The following is a 22,988-nucleotide window of genomic DNA, read 5'->3' as shown; positions in this document are numbered from 1 at the left end:
CCGTCGCCGCGACGGCCCGCCCCTCCCGCTTCGCAGTCCGACCGCCGAGATGCCTGGGACGTCATGCCGCTCCGTCACCTTCCGTACGCCGACCCCGGAGAACCCGACGTCCGCTCGGGTTCCCGCTTCCTGCTCTGGCTGCTCGCGCGCCGGCTCGGCGGCCAGCTGGCCTCCCTGGGCTGGGGCCTGCTGATGAACCTGGGCATCGTCGGGCTGCCGCTGGGCGTCGGCCTCGCCGTGCAGGCCGTCGTCGACGGCTCGGGCGGCCGGCTCGCCCTCGCCGGCGGGGTGATCGCCCTGTGCGGCGGCGCCCTCGCCCTCGGCGACCTGATGCTGCACCGGACGGCCGTCGCCAACTGGATCGCCGCGGCGACGCGGGTGCAGCAGCTGCTCGCCCGCAAGGCCGCCGAACTCGGTTCGGCGCTCACCCGGCGGGTCGCCGCGGGAGAGGTCGTCACCGTCTCCACCGGGGACGTGGAGAAGATCAGCTGGTTCGTGGAGGCGCTGTCCCGGTTCGCCGCCGCGGCGGCCACCCTGGTCGCCGTCTGCGTGGGCCTCGTCCTGTACGAGCCGGAGCTGGGCGTCGTCGTCGCGCTGGCCGTGCCGGTGCTGGCGCTCGCGCCGCTGCCGCTGCTGCCCCGCGCGACCCGGCGGGCGGACGAGCAGCGGGAGAAGGCCGGGCGGGCGACGGAGCTGGCCACCGACACCGTGGCCGGGCTGCGGGTGCTGCGCGGCATCGGCGGCGAGGAGCTGTTCCTCGGCCGCTACCGCGCGGTGTCCCAGGAGGTGCGGCGGGCCGCCGTCCGCAGCGCCCGCTCGTGGGCGCTGATCGCGGCCGTCCAGGTGGCGCTGCCGGGGCTGCTGCTGATCGGGGTCGTCGTGTACGGGGCGCGGCTGGCGCTGGACGGCAGGATCGCGGTCGGCGAACTGGTCACCGTGTACGGCGCGGTGCTGCTGACCCAGCACCCGCTGCGCCAGTTCGAGGAGATCGCCATGGCCTACTCGTTCTCCCGGCCCTCGGCCCGGCGCGCCGCGCGGGTGCTGGCGCTGTCCCGTACCGCGCCGGGGACGGACGCCGCGCGGTCCGTGCCGGAGGGCGGGGACCTGTACGACCCGGCGAGCGGGGTGCTGGCCCCGGCCGGGCGGTTCACCGCCGTCGTGTGCGGCGACCCGGACGCGGCGGGGCGGCTCGCCGAGCGGCTGGGCGGGCACCCGGCGGAGCCCGGCGAGGAGCACGTGCCGGTCCTGCTGGGCGACGTCCCGCTGGACGCGCTGCCGTTGGACGCGGCCCGTACGGCGGTGCTGGTCCAGGACAAGGAGCCGGTGCTGCTGTCCGGGACGCTGCGGGAGCTGCTGGACGTGCCGTCGTCCGGCGCGGTCGGCGCGGGAGAGGCGCTGGAGGCGGCGCGGTGCGGGGACGTGCTGGAGGCGCTGGCGCAGGCGTCGCCGGAGCCGGGCGGCGACCCCCTGGACACCCGGATCACCGAGCGGGGGCGGTCCCTGTCGGGCGGCCAGCGGCAGCGGCTCGCCCTGGCCCGGTCGCTGGTGACCGACCCGGAGGTGCTGGTCCTGGACGAACCGACGTCGGCGGTGGACTCGCACACCGAGGCGCGGGTCGCCGAGGGCGTGCGGCGGCTGCGCGAGGGGCGCACGACGGTCGTGCTGGCCTCCTCGCCGCTGCTGCTGGACGTGGCCGACCGGGTGGTGCTGGTGCACGGCGGCCGGGCGGTCGCCGCGGGCACCCACCGGGAGCTCCTGCGCACCGAGCCGCGCTACCGGGCGGTCGTGTCCCGTGACACGGAACCCGCCGGGACCCCGGGCCCGAAGGCCCCCGAACTCGTCGACGCCGAGGAGTCCGCATGATCGGCCTGGCACCGCCGGAGTACGACCCGGCGGCCCCGCGGTCCGCGACGACGCTGCCCGTGGCGGGCCCGGACACCGTCCGCGGGTACGTGCGGGAGCTGCTGCGCCGGCACCGCGCGGCGTTCGCGGTGCTGGTGGCCGTCAACGCCGTCGCGGTCGTCGCGTCCATGGTCGGCCCGTACCTGCTCGGGTCGCTGGTGGACCGGATCTCGGCCGGGGTGCGCGAGCCGCACCTGGAGCGGACGCTGCTGCTGTTCGCCGCCGCGCTCGCCGTGCAGACGCTGTTCGTGCGGCTGGTGCGGCTGCGCGGGGCGATGCTCGGCGAGGAGATGCTGGCCGACCTGCGCGAGGACTTCCTCGTCCGGTCGGTGCGGCTGCCGCCCGGCGTGCTGGAGCGGGCCGGGACCGGCGACCTGCTGTCCCGGATCACCACCGACATCGACCGGCTGGCCGAGGCGATGCGGCAGGCCGTGCCGCAGCTGGCCATCGGCGTGGTGTGGGCGGGCCTGCTGCTGGGCGGCCTGGCGGTGACCGCGCCGCCGCTGGCGCTCGCGGTGCTGGTGGCGGCGCCGCTGTTGATCGCCGGCTGCCGCTGGTACTTCCGGCGGGCGCCCGCCGCGTACCGCTCCGAGGCCGCGGGGTACGCGGCGGTGGCCGCCGCGCTGACCGAGACGGTCGACGCGGGCCGCACCGTGGAGGCGCACCGGCTGGGGGCGCGGCGGGTGGCGCTGTCGGACCGGCGGATCGGGCAGTGGATCGGCTGGGAGCGGTACACGCTCTACCTGCGGTCGGTGTTCTTCCCGGTGGTCAGCCTCACCCACGTCACGGTCCTCGCGTCGGTGCTGCTGATCGGCGGGGTGCTCGTGCTGGAGGGCCGGCTGGACGTGGGCCGGCTGACCACGGCCGCGCTGCTCGCGCAGATGCTGGTGGACCCGGTCGGGATCATCCTGCGCTGGTACGACGAGCTGCAGGTCGCGCAGGTGTCGCTGGCCCGGCTCGTCGGCGTCCGGGAGATCGGGCCGCACGCCGGGGACGGATCGGTGCGCCCCGAGGGGCGGGACGTGCGCGCGGACGAGGTGCGCTTCGGGTACCGCGAGGGCGCCGACGTGCTGCACCGGGTGTCGCTGGAGGTGCCGCCGGGGACGCGGCTGGCGCTGGTCGGCCCGTCCGGCGCGGGCAAGTCGACGCTGGGCCGGCTGCTGGCGGGGATCTACGCGCCGGGCTCCGGCCGGGTGACGCTGGGCTCGGCGGAACTGGCGCGGATGCCGGCCGAGCGGGTCCGGGAGCACGTGGCGCTGGTCAACCAGGAGCACCACGTGTTCGTCGGGTCGCTGCGGGACAACCTGCTGCTGGCGCGGTCCGGCGCGGGCGACGGGGAGCTGTGGGCGGCGCTGCACGCGGTGGGCGCCGACGGCTGGGCGCGGGCGCTGGCCGACGGGCTGGACACGGAGGTCGGCTCCGGCGGCCGGGCGCTCACCCCGGCGCAGGCCCAGCAGGTGGCGCTGGCCCGGCTGGTGCTCGCGGACCCGCACACGCTGGTCCTGGACGAGGCGACGTCGCTGCTCGACCCGCGGGCGGCCCGCCACCTGGAGCGGTCCCTGGCCCGGGTGCTGGAGGGCCGCACGGTGGTGGCGATCGCGCACCGGCTGCACACGGCGCACGACGCGGACCTGATCGCGGTGGTCGAGGGCGGCCGGATCAGCGAGCTGGGCAGCCACGACGAGCTGGTCGCGGCGGACGGGGCGTACGCGGCGCTGTGGCGGTCCTGGCACGGGCGGCCGTGACGGGGCGAAGGGGCCTGACCCCGCGTCAGGTCCCCTGCGCGCGGGCTCAGATCACGCCGAGCGCGACCGCCCCGCCGAATCCGCCGAGCACCATGAACACCGGCATCAGCACCCTGACCTCCACCCAGCTGCCCGCCCTGAACCGCAGGGCCTTCGGCGGCCCGACCGGGTACCAGCGCTTCCGCCGGACCGGGAGGGGCCACAGGATGGGGCAGCCCGACACGGTCAGCGCGTCGCCGATGTCGTGCACCAGCGCGCCGAGCACGATGGGGAGCCCCAGCCACAGGTACTCCTGGCCGGGCGCCTCGAACAGCCAGTTCGCGCCGTTGCCGGGCTGGTCCAGGATGCCGGCGAGGTTCCAGGCGCAGCTCGCGCCGAGCAGCCACACCAGCACGTCGCTGGAGACCCGGGCGGCCCGCCACAGCAGGCCCTCGACGGCGAGGACGAGGTGGACGAAGAGGAGCCCGAGGACCGCCCAGCGGCCACCGGTGGCGGCGAGCGCGGAGGCGCCCGCGCCGATCCCGACCGCCCACAGGGCGGTGTGGGTCAGCGTGCGGTGGCCGCCGTTGCGGCGCGGGTCGGCCCGGGTGCGGGTCGCCTTGTACACGGCGTACGACAACTTGTCGACGACCTCGCACAGCCAGCGGGAGATCGGCCCGAAGGAGCGGGAGATCGTCGCCGACTTGTGGTCGAGGTCCGGGGCGAGGGCCGCCCCGGCGCAGATCAGCGCTCCGACGACGAGAACCGGCCACGGCATGGGGTGCCCGGCGGCCGTGGCCGCGGCGCCCACCCCCAGCCAGGCTGCCGCCCCGGAGAGTGAGTGCGCCGGTCCCATCATGTGTGTGCCCCGCCCCGTGTTCCCATGGTGTAGCCGAGTTGACGGCACAGGGTACCGCCCGTGATCTTCCAGGTGGTGGCCGGTTCCCGCTTCCCGGGGGAAGCCAGGCAAGATGGGGGCGTGACCCTTATCGATCAGCTGCCGCAGACCGCCGATCCCGATGCCCTCTTCGAGGCCTTCTCGTCATGGGCGGAGGGCCGGGGCATCTCGCTCTACCCGGCCCAGGAGGAGGCGCTGATCGAGGTGGTGTCCGGCGCCAACGTGATCCTCTCCACCCCCACTGGGTCCGGGAAGAGCCTGGTCGCGGCGGGTGCGCACTTCACGGCGCTCGCCAACGACCAGGTGACCTTCTACACCGCGCCGATCAAGGCGCTCGTGTCGGAGAAGTTCTTCGACCTGTGCAAGCTCTTCGGCACGGAGAACGTCGGCATGCTGACCGGCGACGCGTCCGTGAACGCCGACGCGCCGGTGATCTGCTGCACCGCCGAGGTGCTGGCGTCGATCGCGCTGCGCGACGGCAAGGACGCCGACATCGGCCAGGTCGTGATGGACGAGTTCCACTTCTACGCGGAGCCGGACCGGGGCTGGGCCTGGCAGATCCCGCTGCTGGAGCTGCCGCAGGCGCAGTTCGTCCTGATGTCGGCGACGCTCGGCGACGTGTCGATGTTCGAGAAGGACCTCACCCGCCGCACGGGCCGCCCCACGACCGTGGTCCGCTCGGCGACGCGCCCGGTGCCGCTGTCGTACGAGTACCGGACGACACCGATCACGGACACGCTGACCGAGCTGCTGCAGACCAGGCAGTCACCGGTCTACATCGTGCACTTCACGCAGGCGGCCGCCGTCGAGCGGGCGCAGTCGCTGATGAGCATCAACATGTGCACGCGCGAGGAGAAGGACCGGATCGCCGAGCTGATCGGCAACTTCCGGTTCACCACCGCCTTCGGCCGGAACCTGTCGCGGTACGTCCGCCACGGCATCGGCGTGCACCACGCGGGCATGCTGCCGAAGTACCGGCGGCTGGTGGAGAAGCTCGCCCAGGCCGGCCTGCTGAAGGTGATCTGCGGTACGGACACGCTCGGTGTCGGCGTCAACGTCCCGATCCGCACCGTCCTGTTCACCGCCCTGACCAAGTACGACGGGAACCGGGTGCGCACGCTGCGCGCCCGCGAGTTCCACCAGATCGCCGGCCGCGCCGGGCGGGCCGGGTTCGACACGGCCGGGTTCGTGGTCGCGCAGGCGCCCGAGCACGTCATCGAGAACGAGAAGGCCCTGGCGAAGGCGGGCGACGACCCGAAGAAGCGCCGCAAGGTCGTCCGCAAGAAGGCCCCGGAGGGCTTCGTCAACTGGTCGGAGAACACGTACGAGAAGCTGATCGCGTCCGAGCCGGAGCCCCTGACCTCCCGGTTCCGGGTGACGCACACGATGCTTCTGTCCGTGATCGCCCGGCCCGGCAACGCCTTCGAGGCGATGCGCCACCTCCTGGAGGACAACCACGAGCCGCGCAGGAACCAGCTGCGCCACATCCGCCGCGCCATCGCGATCTACCGGTCGCTGCTGGACGGCGGCGTCGTCGAGCAGTTGGACGAGCCGGACGCGGAGGGCCGCACGATCCGGCTCACCGTCGACCTCCAGCAGGACTTCGCGCTGAACCAGCCGCTGTCGACGTTCGCGCTGGCCGCGTTCGAACTGCTCGACCCGGAGTCGCCGTCGTACGCGCTCGACATGGTCTCGGTCGTCGAGTCGACGCTGGACGACCCGCGGCAGATCCTCGCCGCCCAGCAGAACAAGGCGCGCGGCGAGGCCGTCCAGGCGATGAAGGCGGACGGCGTGGAGTACGAGGAGCGGATGGAGCGGCTCCAGGAGGTGTCGTACCCGAAGCCGCTGGAGGAGCTGCTGTGGCACGCGTACAACCTGTACCGGAAGTCGCACCCGTGGGTCGGTGACCACCCGGTGTCGCCGAAGTCGGTGATCCGCGACATGTACGAACGGGCGCTGTCCTTCACCGAGTTCACCTCGTTCTACGAGCTGGCCCGCACCGAGGGCATCGTGCTGCGGTACCTGGCGGGCGCGTACAAGGCGCTGGACCACACCATCCCCGACGACCTGAAGACCGAGGACCTCCAGGACCTGATCGCCTGGCTGGGCGAGATGGTCCGCCAGGTCGACTCCAGCCTGCTCGACGAGTGGGAGCAGCTGGCCAACCCGGAGGTGGAGACCGCCGAGGAGGCGCAGGAGAAGGCCGACCAGGTCAAGCCGGTCACGGCCAACGCCCGCGCCTTCCGGGTCCTCGTGCGCAACGCGATGTTCCGCCGGGTGGAGCTGGCCGCGCTGGACCAGCTCGAGGAGCTGGGCGAGCTGGACGGGGAGACCGGCTGGGACGCCGACGCGTGGGGCGAGGCGATGGACGGGTACTGGGACGAGTACGACGACCTGGGCACGGGCCCGGACGCGCGCGGCCCGAAGCTGCTGTCCATCGAGGAGGACCCGGAGCACGGCCTGTGGCGCGTCCGGCAGACCTTCGCCGACCCGAACGGCGACCACGACTGGGGCATCAGCGCGGAGGTCGACCTGGCCGCCTCGGACGAGGAGGGCCGGGCGGTGGTCCGGGTCACCGGCGTGGGCCCGTTCTGACCTCCGGCCCCGCCGGGCCGTTCCGCACGACCGTTCCGACCGTCCCTTCGTGAGAGGAAGAACCGGAGATCCCATGACGACGAACCCCGCCGAGAGACTGGTCGACCTGCTCGACCTGGAGCAGATCGAGGTCAACATCTTCCGCGGCCGCAGCCCCGAGGAGTCGTTGCAACGGGTCTTCGGAGGGCAGGTCGCCGGTCAGGCCCTGGTCGCCGCGGGCCGCACGACGGAGGGCGACCGCCCCGTGCACTCGCTCCACGCGTACTTCCTGCGTCCGGGCATCCCGGGCGTGCCGATCGTGTACCAGGTGGAGCGGGTGCGCGACGGCCGGTCGTTCACCACGCGGCGGGTCACGGCGGTGCAGCGCGGCAAGACGATCTTCAACCTGACGGCCTCGTTCCACCAGCCGGAGGAGGCCGGGTTCGAGCACCAGCTGCCGCCGCGCCTGGACTTCCCGGACCCGCGGTCGCTGCCGCCGGTCGTGGACGAGATCCGCGCGCACCTGGGGTCGCTGCCGGAGTCCCTGGAGCGGATGGCGCGGCGCCAGCCGTTCGACATCCGGTACGTGGACCGGCTGCGCTGGACGGCCGAGGAGATCAAGGACGCGGACCCGCGCAGCGCCGTGTGGATGCGCGCGGTGGGCCCCCTGGGCGACGACCCGCTGGTCCACACGTGCGCGCTGACGTACGCGTCGGACATGACGCTGCTGGACGCGGTCCGCATCCCCGTCGAGCCGCTGTGGGGGCCGCGCGGGTTCGACATGGCGTCGCTGGACCACGCGATGTGGTTCCACCGCCCGTTCCGCGCGGACGAGTGGTTCCTGTACGACCAGGAGTCCCCGATCGCGACGGGCGGCCGCGGCCTGGCGCGGGGCCGGATCTACGACCTGGAGGGCCGGCTGCTCGTGTCGGTGGTCCAGGAGGGCCTGTTCCGGCGGCTGGGCTAGGGAGGGACGTCGTCCGCCCGCCCGGCGGACGGCGCTTCGAGGGCACGGCCTAGAAGAGGCGCTCCTGCTCCACGTCGTGGCGGCGGGGGCGGATGTCGGGGCGGGACGGGTGGAGTTTGGCGTCGCACGCCGGGCCGAGGCCGGTGCGGCGCGAGGCCCGGCCGGTCAGCGGGCGCCCGCACAGCCGGCACCGCACGGCCGGGCGGCCGGGCGCCTCCGGGTCGGGTTCCTCGGGGGCGCAGTCCGGAAGTGGCTGGTCGTTCATGGGTACGTGTCTACCCTGTCGTCTGATCCGATGACGACGAGGAGGGGCCGATGAGCCTGTACGACATCCCGCTGCGCACCCTGTCCGGCGAGCCGACGAGCCTGGCGGAGTACCGGGGACGGGTGGTGCTGGTGGTGAACGTGGCGTCGCGGTGCGGCCTGACCCCGCAGTACGCCGGGCTGGAGAAGCTCCAGCAGCAGTACGGCGAGCGCGGCCTCACCGTGCTCGGCGTGCCGTGCAACCAGTTCGGCGGGCAGGAGCCGGGCAGCGCGGAGGAGATCCGGACGTTCTGCTCGACGACGTACGGGGTGTCCTTCCCGCTGCTGGAGAAGACGGACGTGAACGGGGCCGGCCGGCACCCGCTGTACGCGGAGCTGACGCGGGTCGCGGACGCGGACGGCGAGGCGGGCGACGTGCAGTGGAACTTCGAGAAGTTCCTGGTCTCGCCGGAGGGCGGGGTCACCCGCTTCCGCCCGCGCACGGAGCCGGACGCCCCGGAGCTGGTCGACGCGATCGAGGCGGCGCTGCCCGCCTGACGCCGGGTGGCCGGCGCTCGCCCGGCCGCAGGACACGTGGCGCCGGCCGCGGCTCCCCGTGCGGGGCCGGTGCGGTGGCGGGCCGGGTCAGCCGTACGCGCCCAGGGTGTCCGCGAGCCTGCGGCGGGCGGCCCTGGCGGCGGGCACGACGGCCAGCGCGACGGCGCCGAGGACGGCCGCGGCCACCACGGCCAGCAGGTGCAGCGGCGAGGGGCCGTGGGCGATGCCCGCGCCGACGCCGCTGGTACGGCCCTCGTGGTCGATCAGCCAGTGGGCGAGCGGCACCCCCAGGGCCGTGCCGGCGACGGCCGCGGCGAGGGCGGTGCAGCCGACGGCGGTCACCGTGACGGCGGTGACCTCCCGGGGGGACAGGCCCATGGCCTTCAGGGCGAGCAGGTCGCGCTCCCCCGCGCGCACCGCGCCCCCGATGGCGGTGGACACCTCGGTGAGGCCGATGAGGGCGAGGACGGCGATCAGCCCGGCGACCACGCCGCGCAGTGCGGCGAGCCGGTCGGCGGGACCGGAGACCTGGTGGACGTCGAGGCGCCCGGCGGCGGCCTGGAGCAGCTCGGCGCGCACGGCCTGCGGGTCGGCGCCGGGCCGCAGCCGCAGGTGGTAGACGGTGGGCCGCAGGTCCGGGTCGTTCTCGCGGAGGGTGTCGAGCGAGGTGGAGATGGTCCGGCCGCCGTTCTCGGGTTCGATGCTGCGGCCGACGAGGTGGAGCACCTGCGGGCGGCCGCCGACCGTGACCCGCACCCAGTCCCCGACCCCGGCGCCGAGGAGGTCGAGGAGGCCCTGCCCGGCCACCGCCTCGTCGGGGCCGTCGGCGGGCCGGCCCTCGGCGACGGAGTACGGGTAGGGGTCCTGGCGGGTGCCGAGGCCGCGCAGCGTGATCGTGCCGGTCTGTCCGGGCACGAGCGCGGCGACCTGCAGTCCGCGGTGGGCGGCGAGCACGTCGGGGCTGCGCTGGAGCAGGGCGCGGGCCTCCCGGTCGCCGACCCCCTCGGCGGGGCGGGCGGTGAGCGCGGCGGGCAGGCCGAGCCGTTCGGGCCGGGTGTCGAAGCGTTCGATGGTGGTCCACGCGCCCAGGGCGACGGTGATCAGCAGCAGCGGCAGGGCGAGCCGGGCGACGGTGGCGGGGGTGTGGCGGCCGCGGCCGAACGCGCGGTGCCAGCCGAGGACCAGGGCGGGCGGTACGCCGGGCAGGGCGAGGGCGCGGCGCGCGGGCCGGGACAGTCCCCGGCCGGTGCGGGGGCCGGCCGGGGCGCCGGCGGGAACGGGGGGCACGCGGCCGGCGCGCCAGGCGGCGAGGCCGGTGGCGGCGCCGATGAGGGCGACGACGGCGGCCGGGACGCCGAGGAGCGCGGCCGGGTGCCCGGGCAGGCCCTGCCACACGCCGACGGCGTCGCCGACCCTGCCGGGTATGCGGCCGCCGAGGGTGTGGGTGAGCACGGTGGCGAGGGCGGCGCCGAGCACGGCGTACGCCAGGTGCTGGGCGAGGAAGACCCGGACGACCTGGCCGGGGGTGAAGCCGACGGCCTTGAGGACGGAGATGTCGCGGAGGTGGCCGCGTACGCGGGTGCTGATCGCGCCGAACACGGCGAGCGCGGCGGCGGCGAGGGCGCCCAGCCCGAAGAGGCCGAGGATCCGCCCGAGGAGCCGGGTGTCGTCCTGGGCTTCGGCGCGGGCCTGCTGCCAGTGCGTGACGTCGGTGACGGCGCCGGCGCCGAGGGCGGTGACGGCGCGCTGCACGGCGTACTCGGTGTCGTCGGCGTGGGTGAGGCGCAGGCCGGTGAGGCGGCCGGGCAGGCCGGGGACGGTGCGGACGGTGGCGGCGGGGGCCCAGACGGTGCCGGGGCGTTCGCCGGGCCGGTAGCGGGGTTCGGCCGTGTCGGCGACGCCGAGGACGGTGACGGTGCGTCCGGTGCCGCCGGGCAGGGCGAGGGTGTCGCCGGGCCCGGCGACCAGGGCGGCGGCGAGGCCGCTCTCCAGGACGACGCCGTCGGGGACGGCCGGGTCGAGCCAGCGGCCGGCGGTGAGCAGGGGGCGGCCGGTGGCGGGCGGGCGCTCCCCGGCGGCGCGCAGTTCGACGGAGGCGCGGGCGCCGCGCGAGGCGACGGTGGTGGCGACCGTGTCGTACGGGCCGGCGACGGACGCGACGCCGTCGAGTCCGGCGAGGCGGGCGGGGTCGGCGGCGCGGCCGGTGTGGAGCCACACGTGGGCGGCGTGGGACTGGGTGAAGACCCGCTGCCAGGGGTTGGTGGCGTAGCCGAGGAGGGCCGCGGCGAGGAGGAGCGAGGCGACGATCCCGGCCGTGGCGCAGACGAGGAACAGCGCCTCGCCGCGGTGGGTCCGCAGGTCGGCGTGCGCCCAGCGCAGCATGGCCCGCACGGCGGTCAGTCCCTCAGCTCGACGACGCGGCCGGGGCCGGCGGTGCGCGCGGCCCCGCCGCCGGCGGCGGGGCCGTCGTCCCCGAGGGTGACGTCGTCGGTGATCCGGCCGTCGAAGAAGCTGATGACGCGGTCGGCGGCGCTGGCGAGCCGGGCGTCGTGGGTGACGAGGACGATGGTCTGGCCGCGCCGGTGGAAGCGGGAGAGCAGCCGCATCACCTCGCGGGTGCCCCTGCTGTCGAGGCTGCCGGCCGGTTCGTCGGCGAGGAGCAGCCGGGGGTGGTTGACCAGGGCGCGGGCGAGGGCGACGCGCTGCTGCTCGCCGCCGGACAGTTCGCCGGGCATGCTGCGGGCCTTCGCGGCGAGGCCGAGCTCGGTGAGGAGCCTCTCGCGTTCGGCGCGGGCGTGGCGGGTGGAGGAGCCCGCGAGGAGGGCGGGCAGTTCGACGTTGTCGGCGACGGTGAGGTTGGAGACGAGGTTGAAGAACTGGAAGACGATGCCGATGCTGCGGCGGCGCTCCACGGCCCAGCGGGCCTCCGTGTAGTCGTCGGTGGACTCGCCGTCCAGGAGGACGGTGCCGTCGTCGGGGCGCTGGAGGCCGCCGAGGAGGTGCAGGAGGGTGGACTTGCCGGCTCCGGAGGGTCCGGTGACGGCGACGAACTCGCCGCGGCGCACGGTGAGGTCGACGCCGCGCACGGCGTGGACGGGGCCGCCTTCGCCGTGGTGGGTGCGGACCAGGCCGCGGGCCTCCAGGAGCGGGGCGGCGGACGGGGTGGCGGGGCTCATCGCGGCTCCTCCAGCCCTTCGAGTTCCTCCTGGCAGCGCTCCAGCCAGTCGAGGTCGGCCTGGAGGTGGAGTATGGCGCCCTCGATGAGCAGGTGCGCCGTGCGGTTGTCGCGGTTCTCGGTGGCGGCCAGCTTGGAGAGGGTGCGCATCGTCCTGAGGTACTCGCGTCGCTGTCGGTTGATGAGGGTGATCTGGTCGGCGAGGCCGGTCCGGGGGGCGAGGGCGAGCTTCATGAAGAACTCGTCCCGCACCCGCGGTTCGTCCGCCGTCTCCTCGAACCAGGTGCGCAGCTCGTCGCGCCCGGCGGTGGTGAGGCGGTAGATCTTCTTGTTGGGCCGGCTCGACTGGGCGACCTCCTCGCCCTCGATGAGCCCCGACTTCTCCAGCCGGCCGAGGGTGACGTAGATCTGGCCGACGTTGGGCTGAGGGTACGCGACGCCCAGGAGTTGTTCGAGGTCCTGCTTGAGCTCGTAGCCGTGCGCGGGCCCGTCCGCGAGGAGAGCGAGGAGCTGCATGCGCACTCGTGGGCTCTCCTTCTGTCGCGATCCGGGCTCGATGTGCTCTGCGGCCTAGTATCGCTCAATGCCTAACAGGTATACATGCCACTGACCTGACGAAGGTGTCCGGTACCGGTGTCACAGGGAGGAACCTATGCGGTGGGCGAGTGCCGCGGGTAGGGGCCTCCTCGTCGTGATCCTGCTGCTGGTGGGGTCGGTGGCGTCCGGGGTGCCCGGGGACGGCCGGCGGGAGGCCGGGCGGGGGCCCGTGACGCTGGCCACGGCCGGGGACCTCACGGGGTACCTGGGGCCCCTGCTGGACGACTGGAACCGGGCGCGGCCGGCGGAGCGGGTCACGCTGGTGGAGCTGCCGGACTCGGCGGACGAGACCCGGGCGCAGATGATCACCGACCTGCGGTCCGGTGGGGGCCGGTTCGACCTGCTCAACATCGACGTGGCGTGGACGTCGGAGTTCGCGGCGGCCGGGTGGATCGCGCCGCTGGAGCGGGGGCGGTTCGCGCTGGACGGCTTCCTGCCGCCGGTCGTGGACACGGCGACGTACGAGGGGCGGCTGTACGCCGTGCCGTACGTGACGAACGCCGGGATGCTCTTCTACCGTTCCGACCTGCTGGCCGCGGAGGGCGAACGGCCGCCGCGCACCTGGGCGGAGCTGGAGCGGCAGGCGCGGACGGTCGCGCCGGAGCACGGCGTCGGCGGGTACGCGGGCCAGTTCCTGCCGTACGAGGGGCTGACGGTCAACGTCACGGAGGCGGTGTACTCGGCCGGCGGCACGGTCCTCGGCGACGAGGGCGGACGGGTCGCGGTGGACTCGGCGGCCGCGCGGTCCGGGGTGGCGTTCCTGGCGCGGGGGGTGCGGGAGGGCTGGATCCCCCGCGAGGCGCTGACGTACACGGAGGAGGAGTCCCGGCGGGCCTTCCAGGACGGGCGGCTGCTGTTCCTGCGGAACTGGCCGTACGCGTGGGCGGGCGCCTCGGGGAGCGGCTCCGGGGTCGCGGGCCGGTTCGGGGCGGTGCCGCTGCCGGGCCGGGACGGTCCGGGCACGAGCGTGCTGGGCGGGTCGAACCTGGCGGTGAGCAGCCGGGCGCGGCACGCGGAGACGGCCGCCGACCTCATCGCGTACCTGACGAGCGACGCGGTGCAGCGCCGCGTCCTGGTGGAGGGCGCGCTGCCGCCGGTGCGGGCGGCGCTGTACGGGGACGCGGCGCTGGTGCGGCGCTTCCCGTACCTGCCGGCGCTGCGGGAGAGCGTGCTGGCGGCCCGCCCGCGCCCCAAGAGCCCGCGGTACGAGCAGGTCAGCCTCGCCGTGCAGGCCGTGATGCACGACGCGCTGGCGCAGCGCCAGGGGCCCGGGGCCGCGGTGCGCCGGCTCGCGGCGGAGCTGGACGCGATCGCGCGCCGCGGCTGAGCGCGCTCCCCTCCTTCACCTCACCCCCCTACTTACGTGTTAGGTATGCGGATCGGCCTCTTCGCCGTCCTTTCCCGGGGACAAACCACCCCATACACCGGTAACCAGCCGGTGTTTATTGCTTCGTCATTGACACGAGGTGAACCCCGCTACCTAACATGCATGCATAACCGCTGCCCTTCGAGCAGCACGCACCCTTCACGCAGAGACAGGTCAACGGGTGATGCTCACAGCCCCGGCCGACGACGGCCTCTCGCACCGCCTCACGCACCCCTGGTGGCGCGACGCGGTGATCTACCAGGTGTACGTCCGCAGCTTCCTGGACAGCACCGGCGACGGGATCGGCGACCTCGCCGGCGTCCGCTCCGGCCTGCCGTACCTGAAGAAGCTCGGCGTCGACGGCGTCTGGCTGAGCCCCTTCTACCCCTCGCCGCAGCACGACCACGGCTACGACGTGGCCGACTACCTCGACGTGGACCCGGTCTACGGCGACCTCGACGAGTTCGCGCTGCTGGTCGCCGACGCGCACCGGCTCGGGATCAAGGTGCTGCTCGACATCGTCCCCAACCACTGCTCCAGCGAGCACCCGTGGTTCCGCGAGGCGCTCGCCGCCGGACCCGGCGGCGCGGCCCGCGGCCGGTTCCACTTCGCCGACGGCCGGGGCCCCGGCGGCGACCTGCCGCCCAACAACTGGCACGCGATGTTCGGCGGCCCCGCGTGGAGCCGCGTCACCGAACCGGACGGCACGCCCGGCCAGTGGTACCTGCACATGTTCACGCCCGAGCAGCCCGACCTGAACTGGCGCGACCCCGAGGTCGGCGCGCACTTCGACCAGGTGCTGCGGTTCTGGCTCGACCGGGGCGTGGACGGCTTCCGCATCGACGTGGCCGCCGGGCTGTTCAAGCACCCGGACCTGCCCGACTCTCCCGACCCGGAGGCGGACGCCCGCGCCCGCGACTCGGTCAACCCCCTCGCCTGGAACCGGCCCGAGGTGCACGGCGTGTGGCGGCACTGGCGGAAGGTGTGCGAGGAGTACACCGCCCGCGACGGCCGGGAGCGGCTGCTCGTCGGCGAGGTGTCCGTGCCGACCGCCCGCGAGCACGCCCTGTACGTCCGCCCGGACGAGCTGCACCAGGCGTTCTTCTTCGACCTGCTGGGCGCGCCCTGGGACGCCGCCGCGTTCCGGTCCGTCATCGACGAGGCGCTGCGGGACATCGCCGGCACCGGTTCCAGCGTCACCTGGGTCCTCAACAACCACGACCAGGTCCGCACCGTCACCCGGTACGGGGAGTCCGGCACCGGGGGCACCGGGCTGGGCGCCGCCCGCGCGCGGGCCGCCGCGCTGCTGATGCTGGCGCTGCCCGGCGCCGCGTACGTCTACCAGGGCGAGGAGCTGGGCCTGCCCGAGGTCGTCGACCTGCCGGACGAGGTGCTCACCGACCCGATCTTCCACCGCACGGGCAGCCGGGCCCGGATCCGCGACGGCTGCCGCGTGCCGCTGCCCTGGTCGGGCCACGCCTCGCCGTTCGGGTTCAGCGCCGGCGCCCAGGCCCGGCCGTGGCTGCCGCAACCCGGCTGGTTCGCCGAGCACGCCACCGAGCGGGCGCTCGCCGACACCCGTTCGTCCTGGCACCTGTACCGGGAGGGCCTGCAGCTCAGGCGCGGTCTGCCGCAGCTGGGCGAGGGCTGTCTGCGCTGGCTGGAGGCCCCGCCCGGGGTCCTCGCCTTCGAACGCGGCGACGGGCTGGTGTGCGCCGTGAACTTCGGCACCGCGCCCGTGCCCGCCCCCGTCCCCGCGGCGCCGCTGCTGGCGAGCGGTTCCTGCCCGCCGGGCACGCTGCCCGGGTCCACCGCCGCCTGGTGGATCACCGCCTCCACCCCCTGACCCCCTTCCTCCTCCCGAACCCCTGCGAAAGGTACGGACATGATGAGACGACGCTCCACCGCCGTGTGCGCCTCGGCCCTCGCCACCGCCCTGGCCCTGGGCGCGACCGCCTGCGGCGGCGACCCGGTGACCGCCGGCGGCGGCGACGGCAAGGCCCTGGCCGGGCAGACCGTGACGGTCGCCGGCGTCTGGTCCGGCGCCGAGCAGAAGAACTTCCAGAAGGTGCTGGACGCCTTCACCGAGAAGACCGGCGCGCAGACCCGGTTCGTGTCGACCGGCGACAACGTCTCCACGGTCGTCGGCAGCAAGATCGAGGGCGGGAACGCGCCCGACGTGGTGATGGTGCCGCAGGTCGGCGTGCTCCGGCAGTTCGCCGCCCGCAAGTGGCTCACCCCCCTGTCGAAGACCGCCGAGAAGTCCGTCGACACCGGCTACGCGCCCGTCTGGAAGGGCTACGGCTCCGTCGACGGCGCCCTGTACGGCGTGTACTTCAAGGCGTCCAACAAGTCGACCGTCTGGTACGGCCCCGACACGCTCGACCAGGCCGGCGTGAAGCCCCCGAAGACGTACGACGAGATGCTCGCCGCCGGCCGCACGGTCGCCGACTCGGGCGTGCCGGCCTTCGCGGTCGCCGGCGAGGACGGCTGGACGCTCACCGACTGGTTCGAGAACGTCTACCTGTCGCAGGCGGGCCCGGAGAAGTACGACCGGCTCGCCCGGCACGAGATCAAGTGGACCGACCCCAGCGTCGTCGAGGCGCTCACGACGCTGTCGAAGCTGTTCTCCGACGACAGGCTGCTGGCCGGCGGCCGCAAGGGCGCCCTCGCGACGGACTTCCCCGGCTCGGTCGAGAAGGTCTTCGGGCCGAAGCCGGAGGCCGGGATGGTGTACGAGGGCGACTTCGTCGCCGGGATCGCGAAGGACGAGTTCGGACGGAAGATCGGCGAGGACGCGGCGTTCTTCCCCTTCCCGCCGGTCGGCCGGGGCGAGGCGCCGGTGGTCAGCGGCGGCGACGCGGCGGTCGTCCTCAAGGACGGCAGGAACCAGAGGGCCGCGATGGCGCTCCTGGAGTTCCTGGCCACCCCGCAGGCGGCGGCCGTGTGGGCGGCCGAGGGAGGCTTCCTCTCCCCGAACAAGGGCCTCGACCTCGGCGCGTACGGGGACCCGACGCTGCGGGCGACCGCCAAGTCCCTGATCGACGCGGGCGACTCGGTCCGCTTCGACATGTCGGACCAGGCTCCGGCGGCGTTCGGCGGCACGAAGGGCGCCGGCGAGTGGAAGATCCTCCAGGACTTCCTGCGCGACCCGTCGGACCCGGCCGCGACGGCGGCGGCGCTGGAGGCCGCGGCGGCCAAGGCGTACCGCACCGCGAACCAGGGCTGAGGCGGACCGCACCATGACCACAGTCACCGAGACCGCCCGGCGGGGGGCCGCCGACACGCGGCGCCGCGCCGGGCGGCGCCGGCGGGCCGTCGCCCTCGCCTTCGCCCTGCCCGCGCTGCTGCTGCTCGGCGCGCTGGTGGTGTACCCCGTGCTGTTCTCCGTCGGGCGGAGCTTCTTCGACGCGTCGGGGACGCGGTTCGTCGGCGGCGGCAACTACGTCGAGATGTTCCGCGACCCGGCCACCCTGAGGGCCGTCCGCAACAGCACCGTGTGGGTCGTCGTGGCACCCACCCTGCTGACCGCGCTCGGGCTGATCCTCGCCGTGCTGGTGGAGAGGATCCGCTGGGCGGCGGCGTTCAAGCTGCTGCTGTTCCTGCCGATGGCGGTGTCGTTCCTCGCGGCGGGCATCATCTTCCGCCTCGCCTACGAGGAGGACCCCGACAAGGGCGTCCTGAACGCGGCGGTGGTGGGCGTGCACGACCTGTTCGAGGACGGCGCGTCGTACCCGGGGGCGCGGGCCCGCGAGGGCGGGGACGTGCGGCGCACCGGGGACGGGGCGTACGAGACGACTGCGGCGGTCTCCCCCGGCGGTACCGCGCTCCCGCTGGGCCTCGTGGGCGTCAGGCCCGCGGAGGTGCCGCCGGAGGCGCGGCCCGCGGCGGCGGCCGCGGCGGGGAAGCCGGGCCCCGGCGAGCTGCGCGGCGTCGTGTACCTGGACTTCACCCCGGGCGGCGGGGGGCGCCCGGGCGCGGTCGACGCGGCGGAGCGGGGCCTGCCGGGCCTGGCCGTGGAGGCGGTACGGGACGGCCGGGCGGTCGCCACGGCCACCACGGGGGCGGACGGCGCGTTCCGCTTCGACGGCCTGGAGGAGGGCGGGGCGTACACGGTGCGGCTGCCCGCGGAGAACTTCGCCGAGCCGTTCGGGGGCGTGTCGTGGCTGGGCCCCGCGCTGGTCACGCCGGCGATCATCGGGGCGTACCTGTGGATCTGGACGGGCTTCGCCATGGTCCTGATCGGCGCCGGCCTGTCGGCGCTGCCGCGTGACGCGCTGGAGGCGGCGCGGATCGACGGGGCGAACGAGTGGCAGGTGTTCCGGCGGATCACCGTGCCGTTGCTGGCGCCCGTGCTGACGGTCGTCTTCGTCACGCTGGTCATCAACGTGATGAAGGTCTTCGACCTGATCTACATCATCGCGCCGGGCCCGGTGCAGCAGGACGCGACGGTGCTGGCCACCCAGATGTGGCTGGTGTCGTTCGGCGGCGGCAACGACCAGGGGCTCGGCAGCGCGCTGAGCGTCCTGCTCCTGCTGCTGGTGGTCCCCGCGATGGTCTTCAACGTCCGCCGCTTCCGCAGGAGCCAGTCATGACCGCGACCGCACCCGTCCTGGTGGAGCCGGCCTCCCCGGCCCCCCTGGCGCCCCCTCCCCCGCGCCCCCGCCGGCGGCGCCTGCGGCGCCTGCTCGGCAACGGGCTGGTGCAGGCGTTCCTCCTGGTGGTGGGGCTGGTCTGGATCACACCGGTGGCCGGTCTGCTGCTGTCCTCCCTGCGCTCGGCGCAGGACAGCGCGTCCAGCGGCTGGTGGACGGCCCTGGCCGACCCGGGGCAGCTGTCGTTCGCCAACTACGCGGCGCTGCTGGACGACGCGGGCATGACGCGGGCGTTCTGGAACACGGTGCTGATCTCGGTGCCGACGACGGTCCTGGTCGTCGCCCTGGCGGCACTGGCCGGCTACGCCTTCGCGTGGCTGGAGTTCCCCGGCCGGGACTGGCTGTTCCTGCTGGTGGTGGCGCTGCTGGTGGTACCGGTCCAGGTGGGCCTGCTGCCGGTGGCGAAACTCTTCGGCCAGCTGGGCCTGTTCGGCACGATCCCGGGCGTGGTGCTCTTCCACGTCGCGTACGGGCTGCCGTTCGCGGTCTTCCTGCTCCGCAACTACTTCGCGGAGATGCCGCGCGAGATGCTGGAGGCGGCGCGGATGGACGGCGGCGGGGAGTGGCGCGTCTTCGTCCACCTGGTGATCCCGGTGGGCCGCCCGGCCCTCGCGTCCCTGGCCATCTTCCAGTTCCTGTGGGTGTGGAACGACATGCTGGTGGCCCTCCTCTTCGCCGACTCCTCCTCGCAGCCGCTGACCGTGGAACTCCAGTCCCAGGTACGGCAGTTCGGCAGCAACATCGACGTCCTGGCCCCGGGCGCGTTCCTGTCCCTGGTCGTCCCGGTGGTGGTCTTCCTGGCCTTCCAGCGCCACTTCGTCCAGGGGGTGATGGCGGGTTCCGTGAAGTGACGGCGGAGGGCACGGGGCCGTACGCCCCGCGCCCCCACCGCCGATCCGTCGGCCGCCGTCCGCGGCCGGCGGTCAGCGGATCGGCACGCCGGAGAGGGTGCGGGCGATGACCAGGCGCTGGATCTCGCTCGTGCCCTCGAAGATCGGCGGATCACGGCGCCACCGTGCGACACACCAAACCCCACCGGTCGACGGGTGGTTGTCGAGGGGCAGAGCTGCGTCTCATCGCCAGTCGATCCGATGTGTGCTTGCGGGCTGTCACGATTTCATCACTACCGGAGCAGGCGCCTCCCCCGCCCCGCTACGGTCGTGGCTTCTCGCACAACCTTGGGGGTCCTCATGAGCCAGTCGCCGCCGCCGCATCCACCGCAGTGGGCGCCGCCGCCCACCGCGCCGCCTGCCCGGCCGGGCTGGGCGCGCAAGCGCTACGTCATCCCGGCAGCCGTCCTGCTGTTCTTCATCGGAGTAGGCATCGGCAGCGCCGGCAGCAAGGACACGACCGTGGAAGCGGCGCCCGCGCCGACGGTGACCAAAACGATCACCGCCACGCCGACGGCGGACGACAAACCGGCTGCCACTCCCCCGCCGAAGGCCAAGCCGTCCTCGACGCCAAGGACGGATCCTGCTGCTTCGGTGCCCCCTGCGGATAACCCCTCGGACAGCATCCGGGTGCCGAACTTCGTCGGCATGGGGCTGCAGGCGGCCCAGGACCACGCGCAGGAACAGGGCCTCTTCATGCTGACCTCTCACGACGAGACGGGGGCAGACCGGGCCCAGGTGCTCGACAGGAACTGGACCGTCTGCTCGCAGGATCCTGCAGCCGGCGCCACCGTCTCGGCGGAGACGACCATCGACTTCGGGGCGGTCAAGCTTGAGGAGACCTGCCCCTGACATCGGAAACGGCAGCGCGCCCCCACCACATCGGAGGTGGGGGCGCTGCTACTTCTCCGGCTTCTTCACGTGCTTGGTCCAGGCGGCGACAGTGGCCTGGACCAGCTGGGTGATGCATTGGGCGGCGGCCTGATCGACCCGGTTCTCGATGTTGCCGATCTCGGTCGACACGCCGTCGAGCACCACCGTGTTCATGCTTCCTGTACGGGGCACGTGGGTGCCGGCCGCAGGTGATGTGGCAGAGGATGGTGCGGTCGGTGAACACACGTCAGGCCCAGTGAAGTCACACCACCAGCAAGGAAGGAGCGACCCTGTTATTCGCGGGTCGGCGGTAAGGGTGCCCGCCACGAGGGGATGCCGGCCACAGGAGCCGCTTACGGGTGCTACTTGGTGGGGACGGCCCACTCGATCGGCTCGTCGATGGAGTCAGGGTGGTAGACGATGCGCTCGGGACGTTGATCGGGTTCGGTGGGGAACATGATGCCACCGCGCACGCACTTGCCAGGCTTGACGAGCTTCTCGTTCATGGGGAACTCGGGCTTGGGGAAGTCGCCACCGTGCAGGCCGGTCACTTCGGCCTGGGCCCCGTCCTCGTAGGCGAGTGACCAGGCAGACTGAGTGACGTGGATGTTCCCACCTTCTTCGTTGCAGACCTTCACCTCGATGCGCGCCCAGACCGCCTTGCCACTGACGCCCAACTCCTTGCCGGGCGGCCTGAAACCAACGACCGGCTGGGTGTAGGACAGGGCGACGGTGGAGCCCTTGGTACGAGTGACACCGTCGATGGCCAGACCCTCCCATTTCCATGCTTCGCCGAGAGGGAGGGGACTCTGTGGTGTGGAGGTGGACGGGGACGGTGCCTGCTCCGTCATTTCGCCGGTACTGGGCTGCGGAGCAGACGCCGGCTTGTCGGGCGTGGGCTCGGTACCGCAGGCGGTGAGTGTGGTGAGGAGGAATACCGCGAGTGCGGCGGTGGTACGGGTGCGCATGGTCTCCCCTGGACTGTGCGGATGCGGGGGACCATGGTGCCGTGGGAAGTGGCCGGGCGTCCGGGAAATGATGATGCCTCGCTTGGCGACGGGGCGTTCTGCATCCGGTCGTGCCGGATCCACTGAACCGGCGAAGGAGCAGCGGCGAAAGCGGCGGCACCATGAACACGAACGATCTCCCCATGATCTCCCAGAGGCACTCTGAGCGGATCAGGCAGACGATCCGGCCCCCCTCGCGCATGGGAGGGGGGCCGGTTCTTGAGAGGGATCCTATGCGCGTCCTGCTGGTTCCATGTGTCAGCGGATCGGCACGCCGGAGAGGGTGCGGGCGATGACCAGGCGCTGGATCTCGCTCGTGCCCTCGAAGATCGTGTAGATCGCGGCGTCGCGGTGCATGCGCTCGACCGGGTACTCGCGGGTATAGCCGTTGCCGCCGAGGATCTGGATCGCCTGGGCGGTGACGTCCCTGGCGGTCTCGCTGGCGTACAGCTTCGACATGGAGCCCTCCGCGGAGGTGAAGGGCTTGCCCGCGGTGGCCATCCAGGACGCGCGCCACACCAGGAGGCGGGCCGCGTCGATCCGGGTGCGCATGTCGGCGAGCTGGAAGGCGACGCCCTGGTTGTCGATGATCGGGCGGCCGAACTGGTGGCGCGTCGTGGCGTAGTCGAGGGCGACCTCGTACGCCGCGCGGGCCGTGCCGACGGCCATCGCGCCGACCGCCGGGCGGGACGCCTCGAAGGTGGCCATCGCGGCGTTCTTGACGCGCTCGCCGCCCTTCCTGGCCTTCTCCCGCGCGCGGGCCAGGCGCTCGTCCAGCTTGTCCTTGCCGCCGAGCAGGCAGGAGCCGGGGACGCGCACGCCCTCCAGGACCACCTCCGCCGTGTGGGAGGCCCGGATGCCGTGCTTCTTGAACTTCTGGCCCTGCGACAGGCCGGGCGTGCCGGGCGGGACGATGAAGGAGGCGTGGCCCTTGGAGCCCAGTTCCGGGTCGACGACGGCCACGACCACGTGGACGCCCGCGATGCCGCCGTTGGTGGCCCAGGTCTTGGTGCCGTCGAGGACCCACTCGTCCTTCGCCTCGTCGTACACGGCGCGCGTCCGCATGGAGGCGACGTCCGAGCCGGCGTCGGGCTCGGAGGAGCAGAACGCGGCGACCTTCACGTCCTCGGGGGTGCCGTACATCTGGGGTATCCAGGTGCCGATCTGCTCCTCGGTGCCGTTGGCGAGGACGCCCACCGCGGCGAGGCCGGTGCCGACGATGGACAGGGCGATGCCCGCGTCGCCCCAGAACAGCTCCTCCATCGCCACGGGGATGCCGAGGCCGGTCGGGTCGAAGAACTGCTGGGCGTAGAAGTCGAGGGAGTAGATGCCGACCTTGGCGGCCTCCTGGATGACCGGCCAGGGGGTCTCCTCGCGCTCGTCCCACTCCGCGGCGGCCGGGCGGATCACGTCCTTGGCGAATCCGTGCAGCCAGTCACGGACCTGCTTCTGGTCGTCGTTCAGCTCGAGTGTGAACTCGGCCATGGTTCCCTCCCGGCGGACGTGCGCATGTTACTAACGGTAACCGCAGTCTGTTACCGGTAAGTAGCCGCTGTCAA

General features: G+C 73.7%; 19 protein-coding genes. 11 read left to right on the top strand and 8 right to left on the bottom strand.

The features are described from left to right. The first annotated feature begins 63 nt into the window (after nucleotides 1–63). Together IE106_RS25785 and IE106_RS25780 are read left to right on the top strand one after the other, a co-directional pair. Complete coding sequence (locus IE106_RS25785) at nucleotides 64–1,863, top strand: ABC transporter ATP-binding protein (RefSeq protein ID WP_189537615.1); 1,800 nt, start codon at nucleotides 64–66, stop codon at nucleotides 1,861–1,863. Next, nucleotides 1,860–3,647, top strand: coding sequence for an ABC transporter ATP-binding protein (locus IE106_RS25780; RefSeq protein ID WP_189537614.1), 1,788 nt, complete (start codon nucleotides 1,860–1,862; stop codon nucleotides 3,645–3,647). The genes IE106_RS25785 and IE106_RS25780 overlap by 4 nt, the downstream gene beginning before the upstream one ends. Nucleotides 3,648–3,693: 46 nt before the next feature. On the opposite strand, the gene IE106_RS25775 is transcribed toward IE106_RS25780, so the two are convergent. Further along, entirely contained in the window at nucleotides 3,694–4,485 is a 792-nt protein-coding gene (locus IE106_RS25775) for a metal-dependent hydrolase (protein ID WP_189537613.1), read from the bottom strand. Between the two features lie 60 nt (nucleotides 4,486–4,545). Between IE106_RS25775 and IE106_RS25770 the strand changes: the two genes are divergently transcribed. Next, a complete protein-coding gene (locus IE106_RS25770; protein ID WP_373295980.1) occupies nucleotides 4,546–7,119 on the top strand; it encodes a DEAD/DEAH box helicase in 2,574 nt (857 codons plus the stop codon). A gap of 73 nt (nucleotides 7,120–7,192) precedes the next feature. Then, complete coding sequence (locus IE106_RS25765) at nucleotides 7,193–8,065, top strand: acyl-CoA thioesterase (RefSeq protein ID WP_189537611.1); 873 nt, start codon at nucleotides 7,193–7,195, stop codon at nucleotides 8,063–8,065. Between the two features lie 49 nt (nucleotides 8,066–8,114). Here IE106_RS25765 and IE106_RS25760 read toward each other — a convergent pair whose 3' ends face one another. Next, on the bottom strand, nucleotides 8,115–8,330 hold the full coding sequence (locus tag IE106_RS25760) for a DUF6011 domain-containing protein (protein WP_189537712.1): 216 nt from the start codon (nucleotides 8,328–8,330) through the stop codon (nucleotides 8,115–8,117). Between the two features lie 50 nt (nucleotides 8,331–8,380). On the opposite strand from IE106_RS25760, the gene IE106_RS25755 reads away from it, so the two are divergent. Next, nucleotides 8,381–8,866 (top strand): glutathione peroxidase, encoded by a 486-nt coding sequence (locus tag IE106_RS25755; RefSeq protein ID WP_189537610.1) that lies wholly within the window; start codon nucleotides 8,381–8,383, stop codon nucleotides 8,864–8,866. 87 nt (nucleotides 8,867–8,953) lie between these two features. Here the strand turns inward: IE106_RS25755 and IE106_RS25750 are convergent, their stop codons facing one another. The 3 genes from IE106_RS25750 to IE106_RS25740 are packed head-to-tail and all read right to left on the bottom strand — an operon-like array spanning nucleotide 8,954 to nucleotide 12,563. Continuing rightward, on the bottom strand, nucleotides 8,954–11,257 hold the full coding sequence (locus tag IE106_RS25750; protein ID WP_189537609.1) for an FtsX-like permease family protein: 2,304 nt from the start codon (nucleotides 11,255–11,257) through the stop codon (nucleotides 8,954–8,956). Nucleotides 11,258–11,262: 5 nt separating this feature from the next. Then, on the bottom strand, nucleotides 11,263–12,042 hold the full coding sequence (locus tag IE106_RS25745; protein ID WP_189537608.1) for an ABC transporter ATP-binding protein: 780 nt from the start codon (nucleotides 12,040–12,042) through the stop codon (nucleotides 11,263–11,265). Beyond that, nucleotides 12,039–12,563, bottom strand: coding sequence for a PadR family transcriptional regulator (locus IE106_RS25740; RefSeq protein WP_189537607.1), 525 nt, complete (start codon nucleotides 12,561–12,563; stop codon nucleotides 12,039–12,041). Before IE106_RS25740 ends, IE106_RS25745 begins: the two co-directional genes overlap by 4 nt. 130 nt (nucleotides 12,564–12,693) lie before the next feature. On the opposite strand from IE106_RS25740, the gene IE106_RS25735 reads away from it, so the two are divergent. The 6 genes from IE106_RS25735 to IE106_RS25710 all read left to right on the top strand — a co-directional run bounded on the left by IE106_RS25735 (nucleotide 12,694) and on the right by IE106_RS25710 (nucleotide 20,401). Then, nucleotides 12,694–13,965: an ABC transporter substrate-binding protein gene (locus IE106_RS25735; RefSeq protein WP_189537606.1), complete on the top strand. Its 1,272-nt coding sequence runs from the start codon at nucleotides 12,694–12,696 to the stop codon at nucleotides 13,963–13,965. Nucleotides 13,966–14,188: 223 nt separating this feature from the next. Further along, a complete protein-coding gene (locus tag IE106_RS25730; RefSeq protein WP_189537605.1) occupies nucleotides 14,189–15,850 on the top strand; it encodes a glycoside hydrolase family 13 protein in 1,662 nt (553 codons plus the stop codon). A gap of 42 nt (nucleotides 15,851–15,892) precedes the next feature. Further along, complete coding sequence (locus IE106_RS25725) at nucleotides 15,893–17,233, top strand: ABC transporter substrate-binding protein (protein WP_373295981.1); 1,341 nt, start codon at nucleotides 15,893–15,895, stop codon at nucleotides 17,231–17,233. A gap of 13 nt (nucleotides 17,234–17,246) precedes the next feature. Then, nucleotides 17,247–18,599 (top strand): ABC transporter permease, encoded by a 1,353-nt coding sequence (locus IE106_RS25720; protein ID WP_189537603.1) that lies wholly within the window; start codon nucleotides 17,247–17,249, stop codon nucleotides 18,597–18,599. Next, nucleotides 18,596–19,510, top strand: coding sequence for a carbohydrate ABC transporter permease (locus tag IE106_RS25715; RefSeq protein ID WP_229840767.1), 915 nt, complete (start codon nucleotides 18,596–18,598; stop codon nucleotides 19,508–19,510). The genes IE106_RS25720 and IE106_RS25715 overlap by 4 nt, the downstream gene beginning before the upstream one ends. 339 nt (nucleotides 19,511–19,849) lie before the next feature. Next, nucleotides 19,850–20,401 (top strand): Stk1 family PASTA domain-containing Ser/Thr kinase, encoded by a 552-nt coding sequence (locus tag IE106_RS25710; RefSeq protein ID WP_189537602.1) that lies wholly within the window; start codon nucleotides 19,850–19,852, stop codon nucleotides 20,399–20,401. A gap of 48 nt (nucleotides 20,402–20,449) precedes the next feature. Here IE106_RS25710 and IE106_RS25705 read toward each other — a convergent pair whose 3' ends face one another. From IE106_RS25705 to IE106_RS25695, 3 genes are all read right to left on the bottom strand, one after another. Next, nucleotides 20,450–20,596 carry a hypothetical protein gene (locus IE106_RS25705; RefSeq protein ID WP_189537601.1) on the bottom strand — a complete coding sequence of 49 codons (147 nt, stop codon included), beginning with the start codon at nucleotides 20,594–20,596 and terminating at the stop codon, nucleotides 20,450–20,452. 188 nt (nucleotides 20,597–20,784) lie between these two features. Beyond that, nucleotides 20,785–21,390, bottom strand: coding sequence for a hypothetical protein (locus IE106_RS25700; protein WP_189537600.1), 606 nt, complete (start codon nucleotides 21,388–21,390; stop codon nucleotides 20,785–20,787). A gap of 297 nt (nucleotides 21,391–21,687) precedes the next feature. Beyond that, the gene (locus IE106_RS25695) at nucleotides 21,688–22,914 is read right to left on the bottom strand and encodes an acyl-CoA dehydrogenase family protein (protein ID WP_189537599.1); all 1,227 of its coding nucleotides are present in this window, start codon (nucleotides 22,912–22,914) and stop codon (nucleotides 21,688–21,690) included. Nucleotides 22,915–22,988 lie beyond the last annotated feature (74 nt).

Origin of the sequence: Streptomyces roseolilacinus (genome assembly GCF_014649335.1) — a bacterium.
Taxonomy (GTDB): Bacteria; Actinomycetota; Actinomycetes; order Streptomycetales; family Streptomycetaceae; genus Streptomyces; species Streptomyces roseolilacinus.
This window is presented reverse-complemented; position numbering and strand designations above follow the sequence as displayed.

Coding starts and splice junctions, on each gene's coding strand:
- IE106_RS25720 (WP_189537603.1), top strand. CDS start 17,247: ATGACCACAGTCACCGAGACCGCCCGGCGGGGGGCCGCCGACACGCGG.
- IE106_RS25775 (WP_189537613.1), bottom strand. CDS start 4,485: ATGATGGGACCGGCGCACTCACTCTCCGGGGCGGCAGCCTGGCTGGGG.
- IE106_RS25745 (WP_189537608.1), bottom strand. CDS start 12,042: ATGAGCCCCGCCACCCCGTCCGCCGCCCCGCTCCTGGAGGCCCGCGGC.
- IE106_RS25705 (WP_189537601.1), bottom strand. CDS start 20,596: ATGAACACGGTGGTGCTCGACGGCGTGTCGACCGAGATCGGCAACATC.
- IE106_RS25725 (WP_373295981.1), top strand. CDS start 15,893: ATGAGACGACGCTCCACCGCCGTGTGCGCCTCGGCCCTCGCCACCGCC.
- IE106_RS25730 (WP_189537605.1), top strand. CDS start 14,189: ATGCTCACAGCCCCGGCCGACGACGGCCTCTCGCACCGCCTCACGCAC.
- IE106_RS25765 (WP_189537611.1), top strand. CDS start 7,193: ATGACGACGAACCCCGCCGAGAGACTGGTCGACCTGCTCGACCTGGAG.
- IE106_RS25710 (WP_189537602.1), top strand. CDS start 19,850: ATGAGCCAGTCGCCGCCGCCGCATCCACCGCAGTGGGCGCCGCCGCCC.
- IE106_RS25760 (WP_189537712.1), bottom strand. CDS start 8,330: ATGAACGACCAGCCACTTCCGGACTGCGCCCCCGAGGAACCCGACCCG.
- IE106_RS25700 (WP_189537600.1), bottom strand. CDS start 21,390: ATGCGCACCCGTACCACCGCCGCACTCGCGGTATTCCTCCTCACCACA.
- IE106_RS25780 (WP_189537614.1), top strand. CDS start 1,860: ATGATCGGCCTGGCACCGCCGGAGTACGACCCGGCGGCCCCGCGGTCC.
- IE106_RS25785 (WP_189537615.1), top strand. CDS start 64: ATGCCGCTCCGTCACCTTCCGTACGCCGACCCCGGAGAACCCGACGTC.
- IE106_RS25695 (WP_189537599.1), bottom strand. CDS start 22,914: ATGGCCGAGTTCACACTCGAGCTGAACGACGACCAGAAGCAGGTCCGT.
- IE106_RS25735 (WP_189537606.1), top strand. CDS start 12,694: ATGCGGTGGGCGAGTGCCGCGGGTAGGGGCCTCCTCGTCGTGATCCTG.
- IE106_RS25715 (WP_229840767.1), top strand. CDS start 18,596: ATGACCGCGACCGCACCCGTCCTGGTGGAGCCGGCCTCCCCGGCCCCC.
- IE106_RS25755 (WP_189537610.1), top strand. CDS start 8,381: ATGAGCCTGTACGACATCCCGCTGCGCACCCTGTCCGGCGAGCCGACG.